The organism is Mycobacterium sp. 852002-40037_SCH5390672, from assembly GCF_001665875.1.
GTDB lineage: Bacteria > Actinomycetota > Actinomycetes > Mycobacteriales > Mycobacteriaceae > Mycobacterium.
Genome location: NZ_LZTA01000001.1, coordinates 37,706 through 59,993 on the forward strand (window position 1 = coordinate 37,706; position 22,288 = coordinate 59,993).

At 66.9% G+C, this 22,288-nt stretch carries 17 protein-coding genes; all 17 read right to left on the minus strand.

Annotation, left to right across the window (positions count from 1 at the left end; translation table 11 throughout):
* Positions 1 to 168 precede the first annotated feature (168 nt).
* Complete coding sequence (locus tag A5782_RS00150) at positions 169 to 3,408, minus strand: arabinosyltransferase domain-containing protein (protein ID WP_067093477.1); 3,240 nt, start codon at positions 3,406 to 3,408, stop codon at positions 169 to 171.
* Positions 3,405 to 6,731 (minus strand): arabinosyltransferase domain-containing protein, encoded by a 3,327-nt coding sequence (locus A5782_RS00155; RefSeq protein WP_067093479.1) that lies wholly within the window; start codon positions 6,729 to 6,731, stop codon positions 3,405 to 3,407. Before A5782_RS00155 ends, A5782_RS00150 begins: the two co-directional genes overlap by 4 nt.
* 80 nt (positions 6,732 to 6,811) lie before the next feature.
* Positions 6,812 to 7,435 (minus strand): maleylpyruvate isomerase family mycothiol-dependent enzyme, encoded by a 624-nt coding sequence (locus tag A5782_RS00160; protein WP_067093480.1) that lies wholly within the window; start codon positions 7,433 to 7,435, stop codon positions 6,812 to 6,814.
* The gene (locus tag A5782_RS00165; RefSeq protein WP_067093481.1) at positions 7,432 to 7,917 is read right to left on the minus strand and encodes an SRPBCC family protein; all 486 of its coding nucleotides are present in this window, start codon (positions 7,915 to 7,917) and stop codon (positions 7,432 to 7,434) included. The genes A5782_RS00160 and A5782_RS00165 overlap by 4 nt, the downstream gene beginning before the upstream one ends.
* The gene (locus A5782_RS00170) at positions 7,914 to 8,237 is read right to left on the minus strand and encodes a helix-turn-helix transcriptional regulator (protein ID WP_067093482.1); all 324 of its coding nucleotides are present in this window, start codon (positions 8,235 to 8,237) and stop codon (positions 7,914 to 7,916) included. The genes A5782_RS00165 and A5782_RS00170 overlap by 4 nt, the downstream gene beginning before the upstream one ends.
* 108 nt (positions 8,238 to 8,345) lie before the next feature.
* Entirely contained in the window at positions 8,346 to 11,621 is a 3,276-nt protein-coding gene (locus A5782_RS00175) for an arabinosyltransferase domain-containing protein (protein ID WP_156623732.1), read from the minus strand.
* A gap of 6 nt (positions 11,622 to 11,627) precedes the next feature.
* Positions 11,628 to 13,535 (minus strand): galactan 5-O-arabinofuranosyltransferase, encoded by a 1,908-nt coding sequence (locus A5782_RS00180; RefSeq protein WP_067093485.1) that lies wholly within the window; start codon positions 13,533 to 13,535, stop codon positions 11,628 to 11,630.
* Positions 13,536 to 13,537: 2 nt separating this feature from the next.
* The gene (locus tag A5782_RS00185) at positions 13,538 to 14,302 is read right to left on the minus strand and encodes a decaprenylphospho-beta-D-erythro-pentofuranosid-2-ulose 2-reductase (protein WP_067093489.1); all 765 of its coding nucleotides are present in this window, start codon (positions 14,300 to 14,302) and stop codon (positions 13,538 to 13,540) included.
* Positions 14,303 to 15,694 (minus strand): FAD-binding oxidoreductase, encoded by a 1,392-nt coding sequence (locus tag A5782_RS00190; RefSeq protein WP_067093491.1) that lies wholly within the window; start codon positions 15,692 to 15,694, stop codon positions 14,303 to 14,305. It abuts the gene before it with no gap.
* A gap of 32 nt (positions 15,695 to 15,726) precedes the next feature.
* The gene (locus A5782_RS00195; RefSeq protein WP_156623745.1) at positions 15,727 to 16,092 is read right to left on the minus strand and encodes a GtrA family protein; all 366 of its coding nucleotides are present in this window, start codon (positions 16,090 to 16,092) and stop codon (positions 15,727 to 15,729) included.
* A gap of 111 nt (positions 16,093 to 16,203) precedes the next feature.
* Complete coding sequence (locus A5782_RS00200) at positions 16,204 to 16,683, minus strand: GreA/GreB family elongation factor (protein WP_067093495.1); 480 nt, start codon at positions 16,681 to 16,683, stop codon at positions 16,204 to 16,206.
* 73 nt (positions 16,684 to 16,756) lie between these two features.
* Complete coding sequence (locus tag A5782_RS00205; RefSeq protein WP_067093497.1) at positions 16,757 to 17,905, minus strand: flotillin family protein; 1,149 nt, start codon at positions 17,903 to 17,905, stop codon at positions 16,757 to 16,759.
* A gap of 12 nt (positions 17,906 to 17,917) precedes the next feature.
* A complete protein-coding gene (locus tag A5782_RS00210) occupies positions 17,918 to 18,145 on the minus strand; it encodes a hypothetical protein (RefSeq protein WP_067093819.1) in 228 nt (75 codons plus the stop codon).
* A 45-nt stretch (positions 18,146 to 18,190) separates the two neighbouring features.
* Positions 18,191 to 19,651 carry an HNH endonuclease signature motif containing protein gene (locus A5782_RS00215; protein WP_067093498.1) on the minus strand — a complete coding sequence of 487 codons (1,461 nt, stop codon included), beginning with the start codon at positions 19,649 to 19,651 and terminating at the stop codon, positions 18,191 to 18,193.
* Between the two features lie 36 nt (positions 19,652 to 19,687).
* Positions 19,688 to 20,518: an ABC transporter permease gene (locus A5782_RS00220; RefSeq protein WP_067093500.1), complete on the minus strand. Its 831-nt coding sequence runs from the start codon at positions 20,516 to 20,518 to the stop codon at positions 19,688 to 19,690.
* On the minus strand, positions 20,515 to 21,441 hold the full coding sequence (locus tag A5782_RS00225; protein ID WP_067093502.1) for a glycosyltransferase: 927 nt from the start codon (positions 21,439 to 21,441) through the stop codon (positions 20,515 to 20,517). Before A5782_RS00225 ends, A5782_RS00220 begins: the two co-directional genes overlap by 4 nt.
* On the minus strand, positions 21,434 to 22,273 hold the full coding sequence (locus A5782_RS00230) for an ABC transporter ATP-binding protein (RefSeq protein ID WP_067093504.1): 840 nt from the start codon (positions 22,271 to 22,273) through the stop codon (positions 21,434 to 21,436). The genes A5782_RS00225 and A5782_RS00230 overlap by 8 nt, the downstream gene beginning before the upstream one ends.
* Positions 22,274 to 22,288: the final 15 nt, after the last annotated feature.

Sequence of the window (22,288 nt, forward strand, 5' to 3'; positions counted from 1 at the left end):
ACCTCTTCCCGCCATGTGAACTGGATCACAGCGGAATTAGTATTGACCCGTAATTGGCGCAAATAAACCTTTGCCGAGTAATTACTCCAACGTTAATTCAGCGCGTTATTCCACCCGTGAATAACGAGCCGGCAAAGCCATTTTCCAGAAACCGTTTTTCGTCGCTCGCTACGGCTTGATGCGGATCGGTCCGGGCGACCACCATCCGGTGCGGGTGGCGGTGCCCAGGTCGAGTTGCGCCGGGTGCGCGTCGGCGATGGTGTCGAATTTGCGCAGCGATCCCCAGTCGCGGCCCCAGTCGTGCGACAGGTATGTGGACATCACGTGGGCTCGCAGCAACAGGTCGGTGATGCCCAGCAGGCCGCCGTTGACGCCGTCCTGCCAGGTGTCGGTGTCCTGCTTCTTGGCGTTGTAGTCCGGGGTGATGCGGAACTGCGGGATCTCGGTGACGCCGTTGACGTGCAGCATCGGCTGCTGGCAGGGGAACGCCAACCCGACCGCCCAGTCCATCAGCACCGGCCGCTTCGAACCGATGTACTCCTGCAACGAGCGCAGCTCCGGTACCCGGGGCGGGGTCAGGGCGATCCAGTCGTCCGGTGTCAGGGACAGGTCCTCGGCGACCACCCGCACCGCGACCGCGTCGGAGGGCATTTGGGAGCGCGCGAAGCGCAGGTTCCGCCACACTTTGGGTTGCTCGCCGTACAGGTCGTAGGGCACCAGGCGGCCGGCGGGCAGCACGGCGCCGCCGGGACCGGGCCTGCCGAATTCCAGCTCGACCGTTTGTCCACTGGTGTGGTGGTGCAGGATGCTGTTCCCGGCGATCGTGCCCGCGGCGGTTACCACCACCAGCGGATGCCCGTCGTCGGCCTTCGGCAGCTGGTACCACGCCGAGGTGAGCTTGCTCTGCTGTTGCGCGCCGGTGGTGTAGCTGCCGGCCAGCGGAACCTGATCGGGGTTGAGGCCGTACGGGAGCGGCACGGTCGATCCGTTGATGCCCGGCGTCGTCAGTTTGGTCGGCGCATCCCAGTCGTAGTCGGTGCCGGGCTGTGGCACCGACGTCTCCTTGACCGACTCGGCCAGGGTGCGTTCCGGTACGCCGTTGGGCGTGAATCCCGTTGGGCTGACGCCACCCAGCGGTCCCAGCGGGCCGTAATTGTCGGGCTGCCCTGTGGTGAGAGGCGCCATGAAACCGACGTTGCTGTCCGGCTCGACCAGCACGTCGTCGGCCAACCCGCAGCCCCCACTGAACTCCCGCAGGTTGTCCCAGGCATTGGAGTAGGTGGGGTACTGACGAACGATGCCGGCCACCATCGACGCGATGAACACCAGTGCCATGAAGCCGGCCGCGACGGGGATGGGCGCAGCCGTCAGCGCGCGCGCCAATCGGCCTTCGCCGCGGTCCCTGGGTGCGAAGTGCAGGTACACCGCCCACAGCGCGGTAACCACGAAGAGCGCGAAAAAGACTGTGCTGATGGTGATTCCGCCGGCTTTTGGCATTGCGCTGTTGAACGGGACGCCGTAACTGGAGACGTACCACCAGCCGTTCGTGGTGGCGAAACACAGCGCCACTACGAAGAACAGTGCCGCCAGGAACGCCATGCGGTTGCGCGACCAGCGCAGAATCTCATGGGACACCAGCACAGTCGTCAGCGCCGCCATCGCCGCTCCCACCGCGGCGAACAGTCCGAAGTGGTGCACCCACTTGGTGGGGGTGAACATCAGGAAGAACATGGTGCCGAAGATGACACCCATCAACCGCCAGGCCGGCCCGCGCGCTACCCCGGGAACCCGCTTGCGCCGCAACATGATGAAGACGGCCGTGAAAAGACACAAGGCAGCGACCAGGAACCCGAAGCGGCGTGACAGCGACCCGTCGACGGTCGGCAGAATCAGGTAGTAGTAGCGCAGGTTCTCGGTGTACCAGGCCTGGCTGGGGCCGATGGAGGTGCGAATCCTGGTGGCTTCCAACACCGTTGACAGGGTCTGATCGGCGAACACCACGGTGAGGATGACGGTGCCGGCGGCCAGCATCGGCGCCACCAGCGGCCAGGTGCCGACCAGGCGGTGACGGCGGACCAAAATGCGCAGGATCGGGCGGCCACCGGCGACCAGCGCGGCAACCGCGATCAATCCGGTGGGCTGGACGCCGAGGGTGAACGCCGCGGTGATGACCGCCAGCGCCGCGGGCGTCAGCCGGCTGTAGCGCATGGAGCGCTCGATCAGCACATAGGTGATCAACGATCCGACAGCGATGATCGGCTCGGGGCGCAGGCCGTTGTTGAACGGCATCCAGGCGGTCAGCAGGACCATGCCCGCCGCCCAGTTCGCCGGCTTGCTCGCGGCCACCGCGGGGCCCAGCCGGGGCAGCACCTCACGCGAGAGCAGCAGCCAGCACACTATTCCCGCGATCAAGTCCGGCAACCGCATCCACAGGCTGGCGTCGGTGACATGGGTCATCAGCGCCAGCAAGTTGTAGTACCAGCCGAACGGGTCCTCGGGGCTACCGAACCAGCGGAAGTAGTTCGACATGTAGCCGGCGCGGTCGGCGACCCGGGCCATGCCCAGGATGTAGCCGTCATCGGAAGAGTTGGCCCCGATCACATGCCACAGCACGAAGCCGGAGATCACGGTGACGTCGGCCAGGGTGAACGTGCGCCAGTTCGCCGGAATGAGCCGGCGCATCCGCCGCCCGTCCAACTGGTCGAGGCGCCACAGCGCAACCAGCGAGACGATGGTGGACACGATCGCCAGCACCATCGCGACCAGCTTCAGCGTCGTTGGTGTGGTGGAGAACCGGGTGTCGATGGTCGCCGACAATTTCAGGTCCGCCGGGGCCGCCCCGGTGAGGTCGGTGAACACCCCCACGATCTGCGGCCGCAGGTTCGGGTCGGGGAAACCGCCGCCGAGCGGTTTGCCCGCCGGATCGTTCAATCCGACAAAGGTGGCGAAGGCGCCCGCTTTGGTCGAAGTGATCTCGATGCGCTGACATTGCGGGGACGCCACCTGATCCCGCGCCGCGCTCGCGATCACCACGTTGCGGTCGGTGACGTCGACGCGTTTGCCGTTGACGACCACGAACAACGCGTTGAGTGCGGCGTCCTTGCCCTTCTTGGGCGCCGTACTCAGTACGACCCCGCCGTCTGGGGGCAGGGAGCGCACCACAGCGCACGGCACGGTTACCTTCACGTCGACCGGTGTGAGCGAAATCAGCGGCGCGGTAACGCTGTTCAGCTGGCCGTTTTGCGGCCAGTTCAGCGTGGCCGTGGTCTGCACGACGGGCAGCAGCGGCGTCGCGATCGACAGGATGAAACCGATCAGCCCGGCGATCGTCGCGATCCAGCGCGTCACGCGCACGTCCTGGGGGGGGGCCGCTTTGCTTCCGCGATTGTTGACGGTCGTGACGCTCATGGAAGCGCTCGAATCGGTCCCTGCCGGCTCCAGCCGTGCACTGTCATCACACCCTGTTCGATTACGGCGTCCGGCGCCTGATCAGCCGGCACCAACCGGAAGTACTGCTCCACGGATCCCCAGTCGCGATACCAGTCGCCACGCAGATACGTCGAGATCGTCGAGGTGCGCAGCATTGTCTGCAGGAATAGGAACGGGCCACCGGCCTCGCTGGCCTCCCAGCCGTTCGACGACGACGCCGTCTGCTTGTGATCGGGAAGGATCCGGTACCCCGGAAGTTCGGCAACGCCAAGGTGTTCGGAGAACGGCCGCTGGCACGGGAAGTTTGCGGCGGTCGCGATGTCCATCAGCACGGGCGTCTTCGATCCCATCAATTGCTGCAGGGTCTGCAGCACCGGGACCCGCGGCGGCGTGAACGCGAACCACTGATCCGAACTCAGGTTCGGGTCGTACGCGACGATGCGCGCCACGTTCGCCTCGGGCGGCGCCCAGGTCAGCGGGAACCGCAGATTGCGCCACGCCGGCTCCGGCCCGATGTCGATCGGCTGCACCTCCGCCAGCGGCTGCGTGGTGCCGTCGGGACGCGAAATGCCCCACTGCAGTTTCAGTGACTGCCCGTAGGTGAAGGTGCCGTCCTCCTTGTACGACCAGATGGCGCCGGACGCCGACACCACGACGATCGGCCGGTCGCCGGTGCGCGGCGGCAGCTGATACCAGGCCGAGGTGGCCGTGGCGGCCAGCGAGTTCTCGCCGTAGCTGCCCATCACCGGGGTGCGGGCCGGGTCGAGGCCGAACGGCAGCGCCGCGCGTGAGCCGTTGACCCCGGCCGGGCCTTTTCCGCCGGCCGTGCCCGCGGAATCACTCATGGCGGCGTTGGGCTTGTTCGGTGACGCGTCGGAATTCACCACGCCCGGTTTGGTCACCACCGGGTACGACCTGAGGTCATCGCCCACGCCGTCGGGTTTGAAGCCGACCGGATTGCTACCGCCGAGCGGGCCGTCCGGGCCGAACGTCTGCCCGGGCGCCGGCTGCAACATGCCCGCATTGGGGTCGGGCTCGGCCAGCACGTCGTCGGCCATGGCGCAGCTGGCGGGCGACAGCCCCGAGCTGATGGCGGCGAGATTGGCCTTGCCGGTGGTGTAGAGCGGGTAGCGGAACACCGCGCCTTTGGTGAGCGAGGCGACTTCGCCGATGACCATGATGGTCGCGACCACCAGCAGTGGCGTCGACGCCAGCACGCGGTTGCGCCGGTTGTCCTTGACTTCGGTGTGCCCGGCGTAGTCCATCCGGAAGTGCTGCCAGGCGGCCAGCAGGCCGGTAATGATCGACAACGTCAAGAACATCGACGTCACCGGGTGGCTCGCGATGACCGGCTGGATGTCGTACCACGGCACCCCGTAGTTGCCGACGTAGAACCAGCCGTTGATGCCCGAGGTCGCCACCGCCAGCACGAACAGCAGCGCCGTCACGTACAGCGTCAGGTTGCGGCGGTTGTGCAGGCCGATCCGGGCGCAGGCGAACGCGGTGACCGCGCCCAGCGCCCCGGTCAGCCCGGCGAACGCACCGAACTGAATCGCCCACTTCGTCGGCGTGAACGTCAGCAGCAGCAGGCCGAACGCGGTGGTGCCGATCAGTCGCCAGGCGGGCCCGGTGGCCACGCCCGGAATCCGGCCGCGGCGCAGCAGGATGACCAGCATTCCGAACATGCACAGCAGCAGCACCAGCACCGCGAATCGCCGCGCCATGGACCCGTCGGGGTTGGATTCCACCGTGAGGAAGTAGTAGCGCAGCCAATCCTGGTACCAGGCGATGGTCGGGCCGACCTTGTACTTGATGCGGGCCGACTCGCCGACCGTGGCCAGCGTCTGACTGCGGAACACCACCACGAGGATCAGCGACGCCGAGGCCGCCAGCACCGCCAGGGGTGCCAGTAATCCGTCGGTCGTCCGGCGGCGCCGTATCGTCTGGGCGACGGCCCGGGCCCCGGTCAGCAGCGCGGCGACGGCGATCAGGCCCTGCGGTGCCAGCGTCGCGCTCAGCAACGCCACGATGATGGCCAGCGCCGCCGGGGCCAACCGCCGCAGGGCGATCGCGCGTTCCACCAGCAGCCAGGTGACCAGCACGCCGAGGGCGATCAGCGGCTCGGGTCGCAGTCCGTTGTTGAACGGCAGCCACGCCGCCACGAACACCGCGCCCGCGGTGAAGACCGCAACCCGGTTGGCCGCCAGGCCGCCACGGCCCGGTCCCAGCCGGCGCAGCACCCAATGGCTGATGATGAGCCAGCACCCGATTGCGGCCAGCGTCGCCGGCAGCCGCATCCAGACGCCGGCCGTGCTCACCGACGCCATCTTGGCCAGCACCCCGAGATACCAATCGAAGGGCGCGTCCGTGGCGCCGAAGTAGCGGTAGTAGTTGGCGATGTAGCCGGCACCGGGAGCGACGCGGGCGATGGTCAGGTTGTAGCCGTCGTCCGACGAGGTGGCGCCGATGATGTGCCACAACAGCAGGGTGGCGACCACCCCGGCGTCGGCGATCCACGTCGCGATTCCTACCCGCCGCCAGTTGGCAAGGCGCGTGCCGGGGCGGTACCTGGACAGCCAGGCGATCGGGGAGCGCCAGTTGAGCAGCGTGCTGCCACCTCGGCTCCGGTGATCCAGCACCGCAAGCGCGATGATGGCCGTCAGCACGGCCAGTACGCCCAGGACCATCACGATTTCCTTGATGGCGGTGGGCGCGGTGATGAATCGGGTGTCGATGTCGATGCGGGCCGACAATCCCGGCCCGGTGGGCACCTTCAAGTCGGTGAAGACGCCGCCGACCTGGGGCTTCTTTTCGGGCGGCAGGACCCCGGAGGCGCCGGGTATGCCGACGAAATCGGCGCCGGTCGCGCCGGCGTCTGCCCAGGCGTGCAGCACGCTGCACCCTCCGGCGTCGACGGCCGAGCGTTGTGCGACCGCGGCCACGGTGTCCCGGAACGCGACGACGACCACGTCCTTGTTCGCCCGCACGAACAGCCCGTTCTTCCCGGCGTCCATGCCGCCGGGTGGCAAGGTCGAGACCACCAGGCCGCCGCCGGCGGGCAGGGTGGCGATTGCGGGGCAGGGAATGGAGATGTCCAGCGCGCGGGGCGCTCCTGACACCAGGGGTGCGGTGATCTGGCTGACGTGCCCGTCTGTGGTGCCCTGCGGCCACAGGATCGTTGCGGTGGTCTGCTTTACCGGAAGCAGCGGGACGGACAGGCACAGCAGAAGGCCCACGATCCCGGCGATGGCGGCCACCGATCGGGGGATCCGCTGCGATCGCTCTTTACCGTCGTGGGGCACGAGGCTCGATCGTAAGCGACGCGGCTTTGTCCGATGAGGACGCGGGGCCGCGCAACGCCCTCGACACAAAACGTCGGACGCTATCGGCGGACTCGGGTCGCCAGCTTGGCGACCCCCGGACCGTCGAGGTCGGCCAGGGCGGCCGGACGGCCGGTCATGGCCAGCAGGAGCGCCTCGCCGGGGCCCGTCACCTCGGGCCCGTCGCCGTGCGTCCATTCGACGTCGGTGGCGCGCAGGCGTAGCCCCCGGATTCTGCGTCCGGCGCCGAGTCGGGGATTACCGGGCACCAGGGGAAGGATCCGCTCGAGCCGATCAGCCGGCACGTCACGCGGCCGGTCGAGCGCGCGCCGGATGTCCTGGTGATGGATGGTGCCGTCGACGAGTGCGATCATCCCGCCGAAACCTGCTGTCAATCCCCGCGGTTGGAGGTGGCTGCGCAGGACTCCCAGCAGCTGTTGCGGGGACAGGGCCGCGAATTCGTCGACGCCCACCTGGTTTGCCCGCACGATCCGGCCCTTGGCGAACCGTTTCAGCAGCCCCAACGCGCCCAGCTCATCGTAGCTGATCACATGCGCGACAACGTCTTTCACGCTCCATCGGGTGCAGAGGGTGGGAGCATCCCAGTCTCGCGGTGTCAGGGTGGCAAGAAAATCTGCGAGGTCGACCCGCTCGGCATGGGCCATGGTCATCAGATCGGAGCTCATCGCGAGTCACCGCCACTGAACAACGCCACGTACCGGCCTAGGTACAGCGGCCAGCCCGCATCACCATCGACGCCGTCGGCGACGGACTCCCAGCCCGTCCCGTGGCGGTCCAGATGGCGGTGTACGAGTTCGACTCGGGTGCGTTCGTCGGACTCGGCGGTGAAGCGGACGTCGACCTCGCTCGTCTTGGCCGGGTCGGTTTCCACCTGCCATGTCGGACCGATATCCCAGCTGAACATCACCCGGTGGGGCGGCTCGTAGGCCAGGATGCGTGCCCATCGGCACACGCTGCCGTCGACACCTCGGTCGTAAATGTGGCCGCCCACTTGGGGTTCGAACACTGTCTCGGCGATCGGGACCGCCAACAGATTGTGCTCGCGCGGCTTGAATGCGCCGAACTGTTCGGTGAAGGCGGCGAACGCGCGCTCGATGGGGGCGTTGACGACGACGTGGTGGTTGACGTTGGGAATTCGCTGCGTCATGGTGCTCCTTCGTTCATCTCGTCGATGGTCTGCGCGTAGCCGGCCAGCGCCTGTGTCCAGAACCGGTCGAGATCGGCGCGTAAAGCCTGCAGACCGCCGGGGTCGAGCTGATAGACCCGACGGGTTCCCGCGGGGCGGTCGCGCACCAGCCCGGCGCACTTGAGCACCTTGAGATGCTGGGACACCGCCGGTCGGCTGACCGGCAGGTCGCGCGCCAACTCACCGACCGCCAACGGGCCGTGCGCGAGGCGTTCCACAATGGCGCGCCGCGTCCCGTCCGCCAAGGCCAGCCAGACGTCACCTGTTTGGTAAGTCGCCACGAACCGTAAGCATAGACTTACCGATAGCGAGTCTCAAGGGACGCGGGTCGACCTATGCACGCCTGACGCACCCACTCAACGCCGCCCTACCGTGATGCGTTGTGTCCCTTAGTGTCTCAGCGGCGCCGGACCCCACAGGCCGCTGCGTGTCGCTGTGCCCAGCAGCAGGCGGGCGGGCTCGGCGTCGGGGTAGTACGGCGTCAACCGTTGCAGCGAGCCCCAGTCGCGAGACCAGTCGTCCTTGAGATAGGTCGCCATGGTGGTCGCCTTGGCCAACAGCTCGGTGATGCCCAGCGGACCACCGCCGTTGTTGTCCATCACCGGGGAGTTGGCTTCGGCGCCGAATCGGTCGGGCAGGATGCGCCATCTCGGAGTCTCGTCGACGCCGTTCTGATGACCGAACGGTCGCTGGCAGGGGAAGGCCAGCCCGACGAGCCAGTCCAGGAACACCGGGGCGACGGAGCCCACCACGTCTTGCAGCGTGCGCAGGTGCGGAATCCTCGGCGGGGTCAGTGCGATCCAGTGCTGCGGAGCCAGGTCTTCGTCGTCGGCGACCAGCCGAATCTGGCTGGCGGAACTCGGAATTGCCGACATCGGCAACCGCAGGTTGCGCCAGGCCGGCGACGCCCCCACGTCAGCGAATTGGAACGAACCGCCTGGGTGTCCGCCGGCCGCCTGGTCGTCCGTGGCCCACTGGACCTGGACCTCGCGCGGGTCGAACCGCCCGGAGGCACTCACCACGAGCAGCGGCCCCGCCTTGTCGCGGGCGGGTAGTCGGTACCAACTGGACCGCAGGTGCGCGGGAACCTGGATGCCGGAACGCCAGCTGCCGAGCACCGGTGTGCGCGTGGGGTCGAGGTTGAACGGCAGCTGCGCCGACGAGCCGTTGATCCCCGGCGCGGGGGTGGTGCCGCCCTCGGTGCCGGCCTGATTGCTGCCGGTCTTTTCCTCGTCGTTGACAAAGCTGCGGTCACCCGGGCGTTCCATCACCGGGTCGGCGCGCACGTCGGCGGGAATTCCGTTGGGCGTGAAGGCTTCCGACAAGCCCGCGCCGAGTGCGTCGGCCACCGACGCTCTCACCGGCGTCAGCATTCCGGCGTTAGGGTCTTGTTCGACCAGCACGTCCTCGGCCAGTCCGCACGACTTTCCGGTCAGAGCCTGCAGGTTGGAGCGACCGACCGACCACGCCGGATACTGGTCGGTCATCGCCAGGGTCAGCGATGCGACCTCGAACACCACCAGGACCCAGGTCGCGATTGCCAAGGGGGACTGGATGATTCCGGCCGCCCGCGTGCCCAGTCGGGTCTTGGGCGGTCCGTTGTCGCGGGCGACGAAGTGGAACCACGTCGCCAGTAGCAGCACCACGACGGTCAAGCCGAGCAGCGCCGTGGCGAAGGCGTAATGCCAGGCCGGGAACTCATTCGACCACGGCACACCGAAATTCGATACGTACCACCAGCCGTTGACGCTGGCGAAGGACAACGCGACCAGGAACAGCACCACGGCGGCGTACACGGTCCGGTTGCGACGGGATCGCATCGCCACGGAGGTCACCGCCACCGCCGCCAGCGCACCCAGCGGCCCGGCCAGTCCGGCGAAGACCCCGAAGTGGTGGGTCCATTTGGTGGGAGTGAACATCATCGCGACGAAGGAGATGATGGTGATCCCGACGATGCGGCGGCTCGGGCCGACGGCCGTGCCGGGAATCCGGCCCTTGCGCAACGACATTGCCACCGTGATCCCGAGCGCGAGGACCAGCGCCAGCACGGCGAAGCGGCGGGCGACCGAGCCGTCGGGGCTGGCCATGAACAGTCGCTCGTAGCGGAGGTGTTCGTCGAACCAACTCAGGCTGGGTCCGACCGCGCGCTTGAGCATGGTGGCCTGGATCTCACCGGTCAGGGTCTGGTCGCGGAAGATCAAGATCGCGGTCACGGTGACCGCGGCCAGCAGCGGCGCGATCAGCGGTAGCGCCCCGAATCGTTTGGAGCGGCGGTGCAGGATGGTCCGCAGCGGCCCGATCGCGACCAGCAGCGCACCGATCGAGGCGATGCCCGTCGGCCCGGAGAACAGGGTCAGCGCGCCGATGATGCAGGCGATCGCCACGGGCAGCAGCCGGCTGGTGGCCACCGCGCGTTCCACCGAGCACCAGGTCAGCAGGATGCCCAGCGCGATGATCGGCTCGGGCCGCAGCCCGTTGTCGAGCGGCAACCAGACGGCCAGGAACATGCCCGCCGCCGTCCAGGCCGCGGCCCGGTTCTGTTTGACGGCATGCCCGAGCCGGGGCATGACTTCACGGCTGATCACCCACCAGCACGTCAGGGCCATGACCAGGGTGGGCAGCCGCATCCAGACGCTGGTGGTGCTGACATGGGCCCACAGCGCCAGCAGGTCGTAGTACCAGCCGAACGGCGCTTCGGGCGTGCCGAACCAGCGGTAGTAGTTGGCCATGTAGCCGGCGTGCTCGGACACCCGGGCCATGGTCAGGATGTAGCCGTCGTCGGAGGTGTTGGCGCCGACGAAATGCCACCACACCAGCACGCCGATGACCAGGGCGTCCAGGCCGCCGATCGACCACCAGCGGGCGGGCAGGAAGCGGCGGTGCCGGGTTCCGTCGGCGGTGTCGAGGATGTGCAGGGCGATCAGGGCGGCGGCGGTCAGCACCAGCCCCAGGATCATCGCGGCCATCTTCAGCGGGGTGGGGCTGCTGCTGTAGCGGGTGTCGATGGTTGCCGAGAAGTTGAGGCCGGTCGGCGCTGGTCCGCTCAGATCGGTGAAGACGCCGACGATCTGCGGCCGGAAGTCGTAGCCGCTTTTCTCGCCGCGCAGCGGCGAGCCGGGATGCTCGGCGTTGGGTCCCTGGGTCAGCCCGACGAATTCGGCGGTGACCCGGTCGGCGTGCGCGGTGAAGGTCAACCGCTGGCAGGCCGGACTGAGCACCTGGCTCAACGGGGCGGTCACCACCGGGACGTTGCGCACCACCAGCACCAGGTCGTTGTTGGCGCGCACGATCAGCAGACCCCGGTCGACGGCCTTCGGTGCCTGCTTGGGCACCGTCGACAACAACACCGTCTTGCCGGGGTTGCCTGCTGCGGCCAGTCCGGCCGCGGCCTCGCACGGGACGGTGATGGTCAAATCGGTGGCGACGTAGCCGATCAGCGGTGCGTCGACGCTGCCGAATGTGCCGTTCTGCGGCCAGTTCAGTTGGGCGGTGGTCTGGTCGACCGGGAGCAGCGGGGTGGCGATCGCCAGTAGCACGCCGAGCAGTCCGGCCACGGAAGCAACCAACCGGGCGATCCGGTGATTCGCTTCCGTGTCGTTCACGGTGCTAGATGCTAGTTCTTCGGCCGTACGGGGCCCCGTTTGAGGCGTGGTGTCGGTGCTCATCAGCGGTTACGTCCCGGGCTTGCGGATGGCCAGCACAAATGGGCCGACGCTTTGGACGACGAAACGCGGGTTGTCGAACAGGGCTCCGCGCAGATCGACGGTATAGCGCCGCACGTTGGGCTGGTTGGGGTAGACGTCCTCGGCCAGTCGCAGTGTGTAGCTGCCGTTGGCGCCGCGACGCATGAGGAAAACCGTGGGCGGGGGCCAGGGGCAGGTGTCCAGAGCATGGATCAACTCGTCGGCGGTCTTGAGGTTGGACCACTTGTTGATCTGCGCGGCCCGCAAATCGAATTGTGCCAGCGGGTTGGCGTAGTGCGAGGTGAGCCCCTGGAATCCCCAGTAGGGGTAGAAGGACAGGAAGCTGTAGTCGGCGGTCATCACGACGGTCTGATCGCGGGGTTTGCCGGTCACCTGGGTGATGGCGTGATCGATGGTGGCATAGAACTTCTCGGCGCTGGGTGGCCGCCGGTCGCCGCGCTGCCCGTACCCGTCGGTGTCGGTGTAGGCGATGGTGAGGTCGGGCCGCAGCACGTCGGGGATGTCCTGGCTGAACGCGATCGCGGCGGCCAGGCCGATGGCGCCGGCAACGGGAACTATCGACCTCTGCAAGCCGCGGCCCCAGCTCCGGTCGCGGCCCGCGGCGGCGAGCGCCTGCGCGAGTTCGAGGAAGCCGAACGCGCCGGCGGCCACCAGCAGCACGCTCAGGGTCGGCTGCAGCCGGAACGACAACAGGGTGGTGCGCGCCAGCGTGGTGAGCATCGATAGCACCGACCACAGGTAGACGGCCAGGACGCCGATGGCCAGCGCGCCCGCCCGCACCGAGGAGTGGGCCCGCACCACCAGCCACAGAGCGCCGATCAGGCAAACGACGCCCAGCAACGTGAACTGCAGCATCGGGAAGGTCAACTCGGCGCCGTCGGCCGGCAGGTAGTGGTTGGCGCTGCCGGTGTTGCTGATCGGATTGTGGGCGGCCCGCAACACAAACGGTGTCCAGGTGATGGCGCCGATAGCCGCCGCGATGACGGCGATGACGGCCAGCCGCCGCACGGGGTCGAGCGTCGCCTTGACGCCTCTGTTCCGCCATCGCGCCGCGGCCAGTCCGAGCCCCATCAACCCCAGCGTGAAGGCGCTGAAGGCGAACAGCAGCGGGTACCAGGTGGCCGTCCAGCCGAGGAATAACCCGGTGCCGACCACCGCCGCCCAGCCGCCCGACCGCGGGCCCGCGCGCAGACCTGACCAGGCCAGCACCAGCATGGGCGGCAGCAACAGGGTGATCATCGCCGAGTAGGGCTCGGGAGAACCGTAGGCCAGCGTCACCGCAGCCGTGGCGGTGGTGACGATCAGCGCGTATTCGAACCGGACCAGCCGCCACCACAGCACCAGTGCGACCGCGACTGCGATGGTGATCGACGTGATGGCCCACGGCTTGAAAATCTCCCAGGCCGGCGTCCCGCTGATCGCGGCGGCGCGCCCGCCGATCCAGAACCAGCCCGGCGGGTAATACGGCGGGAGCCCGAGATAGGTCATGTCGCGCAGGGCGGGGCTGTCGGCGAGCCGGGTCACGTATTCGGTGCGGAACTGCTGGTCGACGGAGATGCCGAACAGATACAGCTTGGTCGCGCCCAGCGGCATGCCCAGCGTCACGACCGTGAACGCGGACACGAAGACCAGGCCACCCAATTGGGTCAGCAGACGGCTCCGCGGGCGGGCGCAGCGCCGCCACACCCAGCCGACGGCGACCAGACCGGCCAGGCAGCCGACCTGTCCGACGGTGGTCAGCGCGTGCAGTTGGTTGGAGGACGGGAAGGCCGGCCACTGCACCCGGGAAATGGCGTTCAGCGATACCGCCGCGACGGCAACCGCGACGAGCACCGCCAAAGCCATCTGGCCGAGGGTGGCCAGCGCGTTACGCATGATCAGATGGGAAGCTTGCGGAAGATGGGACGCGGGACGTGTCGCAACACCATCATCACGTAACGGAATGCTGCTGGTGCCCAAACCAATTCCTTGCCTTTGGCGGCCGCGGTCACGGCGAGGTTGGCGACGTACTCCTTGTCGACGGTAAGCGGGGCTTCCTTGACGTGGGCGCTCATCCGGGTGCGCACCTGGCCGGGTCGGATCACCAGGACACGAACACCATACTCGCGCAACGCTTCTGAAAGACCCAGGTAGAAACCGTCCAATCCGGCCTTGGTGGAGCCGTAGACGAAGTTGGACCGCCGCACCCGCTCCCCGGCGGCCGAGCTCATCGCGATGATCTGACCGAAGCCCTGGGCGCGCATCTTCTCGCCGAGCAGCACACCCACCGATACGGCTGCGGTGTAGTTGATTTCGGCGGCCAGCACCGCCTTGTGCTGGTTCTGCCACAGTTCCTCGGCATCCCCGAGGATCCCGAACGCGACAATGGCCACGTCGACATCACCGTTGGCGAAGGCTGCCTCGATCATCTTCGGATGGGTGTCGGGATCGGTGGCTTCGAAATCGATCAGCTCGACCGAGCGCGCGCCGGCGGCCTGCATCTGAGCCACCGCGGCATCCCGGCCCGGGTCACTGGGCATGGCGGCCAGCACAATCCGCGCATGCGCATTCTGCAGGTAGCGTTCGCAGATGGCCAGGCCGATCTCGGAGGTACCGCCGAGCAGGAGGATGGTCTGCGGATTACCTACGGCATCGAGCACCATTTAGAGCAGCTCCAAACGTCGGGCCATGTCGGATGCGAAAACCCGCAGGGGATCGGCCTTGCGGCGTACCGCGATCCATTCGTCGATGCGCGGATACATGGCGTGGAAGGTTTCGGCGCTCACGCGGGAATCCTTGGCGGTGTAGACCCTTCCGCCGAATTCCAGTACGCGCCTGTCGAGTTCATTGAGGAACTCGTTGATCCCCGGCTTGTTGGGGAAGTCCATGGCGACGTTCCAGCCGGCCATCGGGAAACTCAGGGGCGCATGGTTGCCCGGGCCGAAAAGCTTGAACACGTTCAGCGCCGAGTAGTGCCCGCGGGTCTGGATCCAGCGGATGATGGCCTTGAATTCGTCCATCGCGTCCGGCGGAACCAGGAATTGGTGTTGGGCGAAACCCCTTGGCCCGTAAGCATTATTCCAACCACTGACCAGGTCGAGCATGTGGTAGAACTGCGACAGATTCTGGATCTTGCCGCTGTAGGTTCCGCCCAGCCGGTAATACACCTCGCCGATCGCCATGAACGACAGCTTGTTCATCGCGCTGACCGGGAAGACGTCCGGCACCGTCAACAGCTGCGGCGCGTCGAATTTCAGCGGGTTCTTGGCCAGCTTTTTCGGCAGTTGGTCCAGTTTGGCCAGGCTGCCCCGGCTGACCGCGGCCCGCCCCAGCTTCGGCGGCGGACTGATCAGGTCGAACCAGGCGCTGGAGTATGTGTAGTTGGACTCGCTGCCGTCGAGGTGAACGGCCACCGTTTCGTCCAGGTCCTGGGTGGCGACGCCGTCGGCGATGAAGTAGGCCGTCTCCGTGGGCGTCATGGCGATCGTGGCGCGCAGCACGATCCCGGTCAGGCCGTTGCCGCCGACGGTGGCCCAGAACAGCTCGGCGTCGTCCCCGTCGGGGGTGATGCTGCGGACGGTGCCGTCGGCCATGAGAAGGTCCATCGATCGGACGTGGTTGCCGAAGCTCCCCGCGCTGTGGTGGTTCTTGCCGTGGATGTCGCAGGCGATCGCGCCGCCGACGGTGACCTGGCGCGTTCCCGGCAGCACCGGAACCCAGAGCCCGAACGGCAGCGCCGCCTTCATCAACTTGTCCAGGCTGACGCCGGCCTCGACATCGACCAGCCGGGTGTCGGCGCTGATCGAGTGGATGCGATTAAGCCCCGTCATGTCGATCACCAGGCCGCCGCCGTTTTGGGCATTGTCGCCGTACGAGCGACCCAGCCCTCGGGCGATCACTCCCCGGCCCCTGGTGTCGCCGGCGTCGGCCACCCGCGCTACCGCCTTGGCGATCACCTCGGGATCGCGGGTGGAAAGCACCTGGGCCACCGACGGCGCGGTGCGCCCAAAGCCCATCAGCCGGGCGGGCTTGGTCGGGGGATCGGTGCTCGACATCGTCAAAGAGGGTACCGCTTGCGCACGGCGGCTCAGTGGATGCGGAAGATTACGGCCCGCTGCACGACGAAGTTGATCACCGTCGCGGTGCCCTGCGCGATCACGAACGCGACGAGCGGCGCCCACCCCCGGTAGTGCAGAAACGCCAGGCACAGGTGGTTGAGCCCGACCTGCACGGCGAACGTGAGGGCGTAGAGAATCATGACCGCGACGAATCGGGCAGTGCTAGGAGTCGCCTGGAAGGTCCAGCGGCGGTTGATCAGGTAGGCGGTGATGGTGCCGACGATGAAGCTGGTGGCCTTGGACAGGTCAACCTGCACGCCCATGACCTTCCACAGCAGCAAGTAGAGCCCGAAGTCCACGATCCCTGCCAGGCCGCCGGTGACGACGAATCGGATGACCTGCGTCGTCAGGCTCAAGTGCGGGCGCGCCGGGGAGTCCTCAGACGCGGGTAGCGGGGCAACCATCGAGGGGAGTCTACGGGGCCGCCGGGCGCTCCCCGGGAAGCGTTAGCGGGGCAGCTTGACCGAGATCAACTCGACCTGGTTCTCGCCCTGCGGCGTCGAATAGGTCACCGTGTCGCCGGGTTTCCGCCCGGCAAGGGCCTGGGCCAGGGGACTGCGCGCGGTCAACGTCTCGGCTTCGCGGCCGACCGGTGTCTCTTCGACGATGGAGATCACGTGCATCGTGACGACTTCACCGTCGGCGAACCGCAGGGTCACCTCGGTGCCACCGGGCAGCGTCTCCGAGGCGTCGGTGTCCGACGGCCCGGCCCGCAACCGCCGGTCCAACTCGTTGATCCGGTCGGTGAGCACGACCAGTTCGTCAGCGCGCTGGATCGCCTCGGCCGCGTCACCGTGATCGCCCACCATCCCGCGGTCGTTCTTGACTTCGGCCTCGAGGCGATCGCGCCGTTGCCGTAGCCGGTCCAGCTCCGCTTCGAGGTTGTTCCGCGCGGCGTCCGCTGCCGATGGGACTTTTTTGCTCACGTCGGTGGACCTTTCGCCCAGGATGCTCAGGTGGCGTTCCAGTGTGACACCACGACGAGGCGCCCCGCCACCGTCAGCGGGCCGCCTGCGTCGAGCCGGATTCGGAATTCGTCGTGATCGGCGAAGCGGTGCCTTCGTCGTCGTAATAGTCGACGACGCTGCCGCGCAGCGAGTCGAAGATCGCGACTCCCTGCGCGACCAGCCCGCTGGCCATCTCGGTCAACCCTTCTGCGCCGTTGAGAACCGTCAGGTTTGCGTTGGCGAGCCCGCGCGCGGCTTTCTCGACGATCTCCGGGAGCTGATCGATGAGCGCCTTGTCCAACGCCACCCGATTGTGCGACGCCGCCGCCTCGGCCAGAATCTTCATCTTCTCCGCATCGGCGACCGCCATGATCCGAACGCGCTCGGCGTCGGCCTCGGCGGGCTTCACCACCTCGGCGACCAGTTCCTGCTGGCGTAGTTCGGCGGCGCGCTCAGCCAATTCGGTCCGCATTTGCAGTACCTCGCGTTGGGCCTGAGCTTCAGCCAGGGGCCCGGACTGTCCGGCTTGCGCCTGGGCTTTGTCGACCTCGGCCTTGTACTGCGCCTTGACGATTGCGGTCTGCCGAGCGAATTCGGCTTGCTTGCGCTGCGATGCCTGCTCGGCTTCGGCGGCCGCCTGGTCGGCCTGCGCCTGAGCGATCTGCGCCTGTTGCTGGATGGCGGCGTTGTGCGGCGCCGACATGGCGTTGATATAGCCAAGGCCGTCGTCGTCGATGGACTGGATCTGCAGCGCGTCGACGCTGAGCCCGATCCGCGCCATTTCCTCCTTGGAGCCGTCGAGGACCTCGGTGGCCAGCTTCTGACGTTCCCGGATGATCTGCTCGACGGTCATCGAGCCGATGATCGAGCGCAGGTGGCCTGCGAAAATCCGCCCGGTCAGCACCGCCATCTGGTCCTGTTCGGACAGAAATCGTTGTGCGGCACTGATGATGCTTTCGGTGTCATTGCCGACCTTGAAGGCGATGACCGCCCGCACGTTGAGAGTGATGCCCTGTTGGGTCACGCATTTCTCGGCGACCTCGGCTTCGCACATGGCCAGTGTCAGAAAACGGACCTTGCGGAACAACGGCATGATGAAGGCGCCGTGGCCGGTCACCACCCGGAACGGAGCATTACCTTTGGTTCGTGCTCCGGAAACGAGCATCGCCTCATCCGGGGCCGGCACCTTGTAACCGAGCATCTTGGACTCCTTCTAGCTTTCGCCGTTGTAAAAGTGCTCCCACGGATCGACGAACACTGCCCGCGCGCCGCGGATTTGGGTCACCAGCACTGTGGAGCCCTTGGGCAGCGGTTCCTTCGACCACGCCAGAAACGTCTCCTTGGCCCCGCACACGGTCACCAACACCTCCCCAGCGCCGCGGTCACCGCGGGTCGCCACGGTCAGCGTGCCAACACAACCGATCGCTGAGGCGTCGCTCACGTTCGCATACTCCACCCTCAAGGGGTTTGGCGTCGAGTTATCGAGCTAGAAGGGCGGCGGATCGTTGTTGTTGGGCGCCAAGCGCTCGGCGTCGCGCGCCGCCTCGGCAACGATGCGTGCTTCGTTGATGCCGCGCTCCCAGCGGATCCGGGCGGTGCGGTCTTGGGCCCGAGTGCGCTGCCGGACCGGCATCATGACTCCACGGTTGCGCTGGGTTGGGGCCACGAAGGTTGGCGATGCCAACGTCCCGGTCGGCATCGCCAACGCCGGAAAGTAGAGGCTACCACCGGGTTTCGTGGTGTAGGTGTGTCCCGTTGGTGACGTCCACACCACCGTGCCGTCTGGCCGCTGGCGATCCTGCCAGCCGTCGAAGCCGGTATAGAACGTCTTGAGCAGGTGATGGTGGCGGCACAGCAGCTTGAGGTTGGATGGATGCGTCGGGCCGAGCGGAAACGGCACCGTGTGGTCGATGTCGCAGAGGTCGGCCGGAGCATCGCAACCGGGGAACCGGCATGTCAGGTCCCGAAAGCGGATGAATTCGGCCAGTGCCGCCGAAGGCCGATAGCCGACTTCCGCGCGGTCGGGCGGTATCGACAAGGGCTTCGACTTGGCGACACCGGCCAGGTCGCGCAGCAACGTCGTCGGCAATGGACCGAACGCGGGAAGATATGCCGGAGCGGGTGACTCGCCGATGACCGCCGCCGGCTCGGCCAACACATGGATCACGACGCTGGTGCCCGGGTATCGTTGTGCCGCTGCACAATCCGGTGTATCGCAGGCGCAGCGCAGCGCGTCCTGGCCGGCGGCCAGCGCACCCAGGGCATCGGCGCGCCGCTGGGCTGCGGTGCGCGGATCATTTCGGCACACCGATGCGGCCAACGCGTCAAGCCTGCTGTCCAACGCGGCGCCGTCAGTGGAATGCAGCTTTGCCCAGATCCCGGCCAGCCCAGGGCTGATGGGCCCGATCTCCACATAGCGATCCTCAGTGCGCAGCCCCGGCACGCGCACCCCGGCGGGGTCACATCGCGCCACCCACATGTCGATGCGCTCAGCCATTTTCGGTTCCGAGAGCCGCATCCACTTCGGGGCGTGCCGGGCCACCGCGGCATCCAGCCGGGCGATCAGCTCGGGGTCTTCAACCAGCTCCGTGCGATATACCACCGCCGCCATCAGCCGAAAATCGATATCTCCCTGCGCGAAAGCCTCGGCTACCCGGGGCAGTCGCTCGCGTAATGCGATCGCATAGCGCAACCGTCCCGCCGCTCGGCCGCGACTGATGCCCAAAGCCGCTGCCACTTCGGCGACCACATTCTCGTGTCCGTCGACGATCCAATTGAAACGTTCGGCGTCGTCGGCCGGCGCCCGGCGTACATACAACTCACCGATCGCCGCCAGTTCACGCGCGCATTGGGCATTTTGCGCCCGCGCCGCAACGGTGATCAGGTCCACCACACCGGCGTCGTCGACGCCGCGAAGCCCGAGCTTCGACTGCAGCACTTCGAACATACATTCGATTATAGGCTCGTCCGCCGACAACAGTTCCTACACCCAGTAGGGCACCCGGGCGCGGTACTGGCGCATCGCGAAGGCGGCCAGGATCCAGCCAACGGCAGTCAGCACCAGCACCACTGCCCAGTGCCGCAGTTCCTGATGCGAGCCCAGCAGCGGGGCGCGGACGATGTCGAGATAGTGCAGCAGTGGGTTGAGTTCGACGATGCTCGCCCAGCGTCCGGCGCCCTGCTGTCGCAGGGTGTCGTCGTTCCAGATGATCGGCGTCATGAAGAACAGCAGCTGCACCACCGAAAAGAGCAACGGTCCGATGTCGCGGTAGCGGGTGGCCAGGATGCCGAAACACAGTGACACCCAGATGCAATTGAGCACGATCAGCGCCAAGGCCGGGATCACCGAAAGATCGGCCCAGGACCACGCTTTGGGAAAGATCATGGCGATGACGACGTAGATGACGATGTTGTGTGCGAACAAGATCATCTGCCGCCACACCAGCCGGTAGACGTGCACGCTCAGCGGCGTCGGCAACTGCTTGATCAAACCCTCGTTGGCGACGAAGACGTCGGCGCCCTCCAGAATGGCGGCGTTGATCAGGTTCCAGATGATCAGCCCCAGCGTCACGTACGGCAGGTGCACCGACAGCTCGAGATGAAACAGCTTGGAGTACAAGCCGCCCATCGCGACGGCCGTGGTTCCGGTCGCGATGGTGATCCAGAAGGGCCCCAGCACCGAGCGGCGGTAACGCTGCTTGATGTCCTGCCAGCCCAGGTGCAGCCAGAGCTCGTGGCGGCGGAACCCGTCGACGAGGTCGCCTCGGGCGCGGGTGAACGTCCGCGACTGTGCGGCGGCGTCAATGAACGTCATGCGAATCCTCCCGGCTTACCGAACTGCTCACGACGTCCCAAGCGCCGCAACCGGATCCATTCGGCCAGACCGCGCGGGTCGCGGCGGGTCACCAGAAAGAACCAGCCGAACCGGACCCACTCCTGCACCAGCAGCTTGCGCAGCCCGGGCTGCGACAGCAGGTAGCCGCGGTTGCGGTAGGTGTAGAAGCGCTTGGTGGGGTTGTCGGGATACTGGGTGTGCATCCGGCCGCCCAGAATCGGCCGGAACTCATCGGATCCGCAGGGATGCAAATAGATCGTGTCCAGGCAGGTCCCGAATCGTAGGCCGGATCGCACGAGTCGGCGGTGCAATTCCACCTCGTCGCCGCGGATGAACAGCCGTAGGTCCGGGACGCCGACCGCTTCCAGGGTGGCGGCCCGAAATAGCGCACCGTTGAACAACGACGCAATGCCGGGCAGCAGGTCCTGCCCGGCCTCGGTGCGCAATTCGCTTGCGCGTCTTCGCCATACCAGACCACGCCGCAAGGGAAACGCCAGCCGTTCCGGGTCGTCGGAGTTGCAGACCATCGGTGATACTTCGGCCAGGGCATGCTTGTCGGCGCAGGCCAGCAGGGTGGCCAGCACGGCCGAGTCTTGCGGGCGGCCGTCGTCGTCGGCCAGCCACACCCAATCGGCACCCTGGGCCAGTGCGTGCAGCATGCCCAGCGCGAAACCCCCTGCACCGCCCAGGTTTCGGCGTGAGGCCAGGTAGGTGGTCGGAATCGGTTGGCCGGCCACCAGGTCGCGGATCCGGTCGGAGCCCGGGCCTTCGCCGGAGAAATCGTTGTCCACCACGATGAGGTGATCGGGCAGGCGGGTTTGGGTGCTCAGCACATCGAGCGACTTGGCCAGCTCGTCGGGGCGCCGGTGGGTGACGACGACGGCGAAGACGGTCTCACTCATCCCCGGATGCACTTTGGGCCAGGGGTGTCTCGACCCGGTTTGCTTCCTCGGTTTCGGCCAGCACCTCGCGGACGTGCCGGGCCGCGTCCTCCCCTTCGTACGCCCGCACCACGTCCTCGATGCCGCCGGACATGCGGATGACGCCGTGGTCGATCCACATCGCCGTCTTGCACAACCGCGCCAGGAATTCGTTGGAATGGCTGGCGAACACCAGGATTCCGGAGCGCTCCACCAGACTCTGCAACCGCGACTGCGCCTTCTTCAGGAAGTCGGCGTCCACCGCGCCGATTCCTTCATCGAGCAGCAGGATCTCGGGATCAATGCTGGTGACCACACCCATCGCGAGCCGGACACGCATGCCGGTGGAATAGGTGCGCAGCGGCATCGACAGGTAGTCGCCCAGTTCGGTGAACTCGGCGATCTCGTCGACCTTGGCCAGCATCTGCTTTCGCGTCTGACCCAGAAACAGACCGCGAATGAGGATGTTCTCGTAACCGGAGATCTCGGGATCCATGCCGACGCCGAGATCGAAGACCGGTGCGACCCTGCCGGTGACGGTCGCCCAGCCCCGGGTGGGTTCGTAGATACCCGAAAGTAGGCGCAGCAGAGTCGATTTGCCCGCCCCGTTGTGACCCACCAGGCCGACCCGGTCGCCCAACTCGAGGGACATGGTGATGTCGCGCAACGCTTCGACCACCACCACGTTGGAGCTGTTGCGGCCGATAGTGCCGCCCGCCTTGCCCAAGAAGGCCTTCTTCAACGAACGTGACTTGGCGTCGAAGATGGGAAACTCCACCCACGCGTTGTGCGTCTCGATGTGAGGACCCGACACCGTCAACTACTCAAG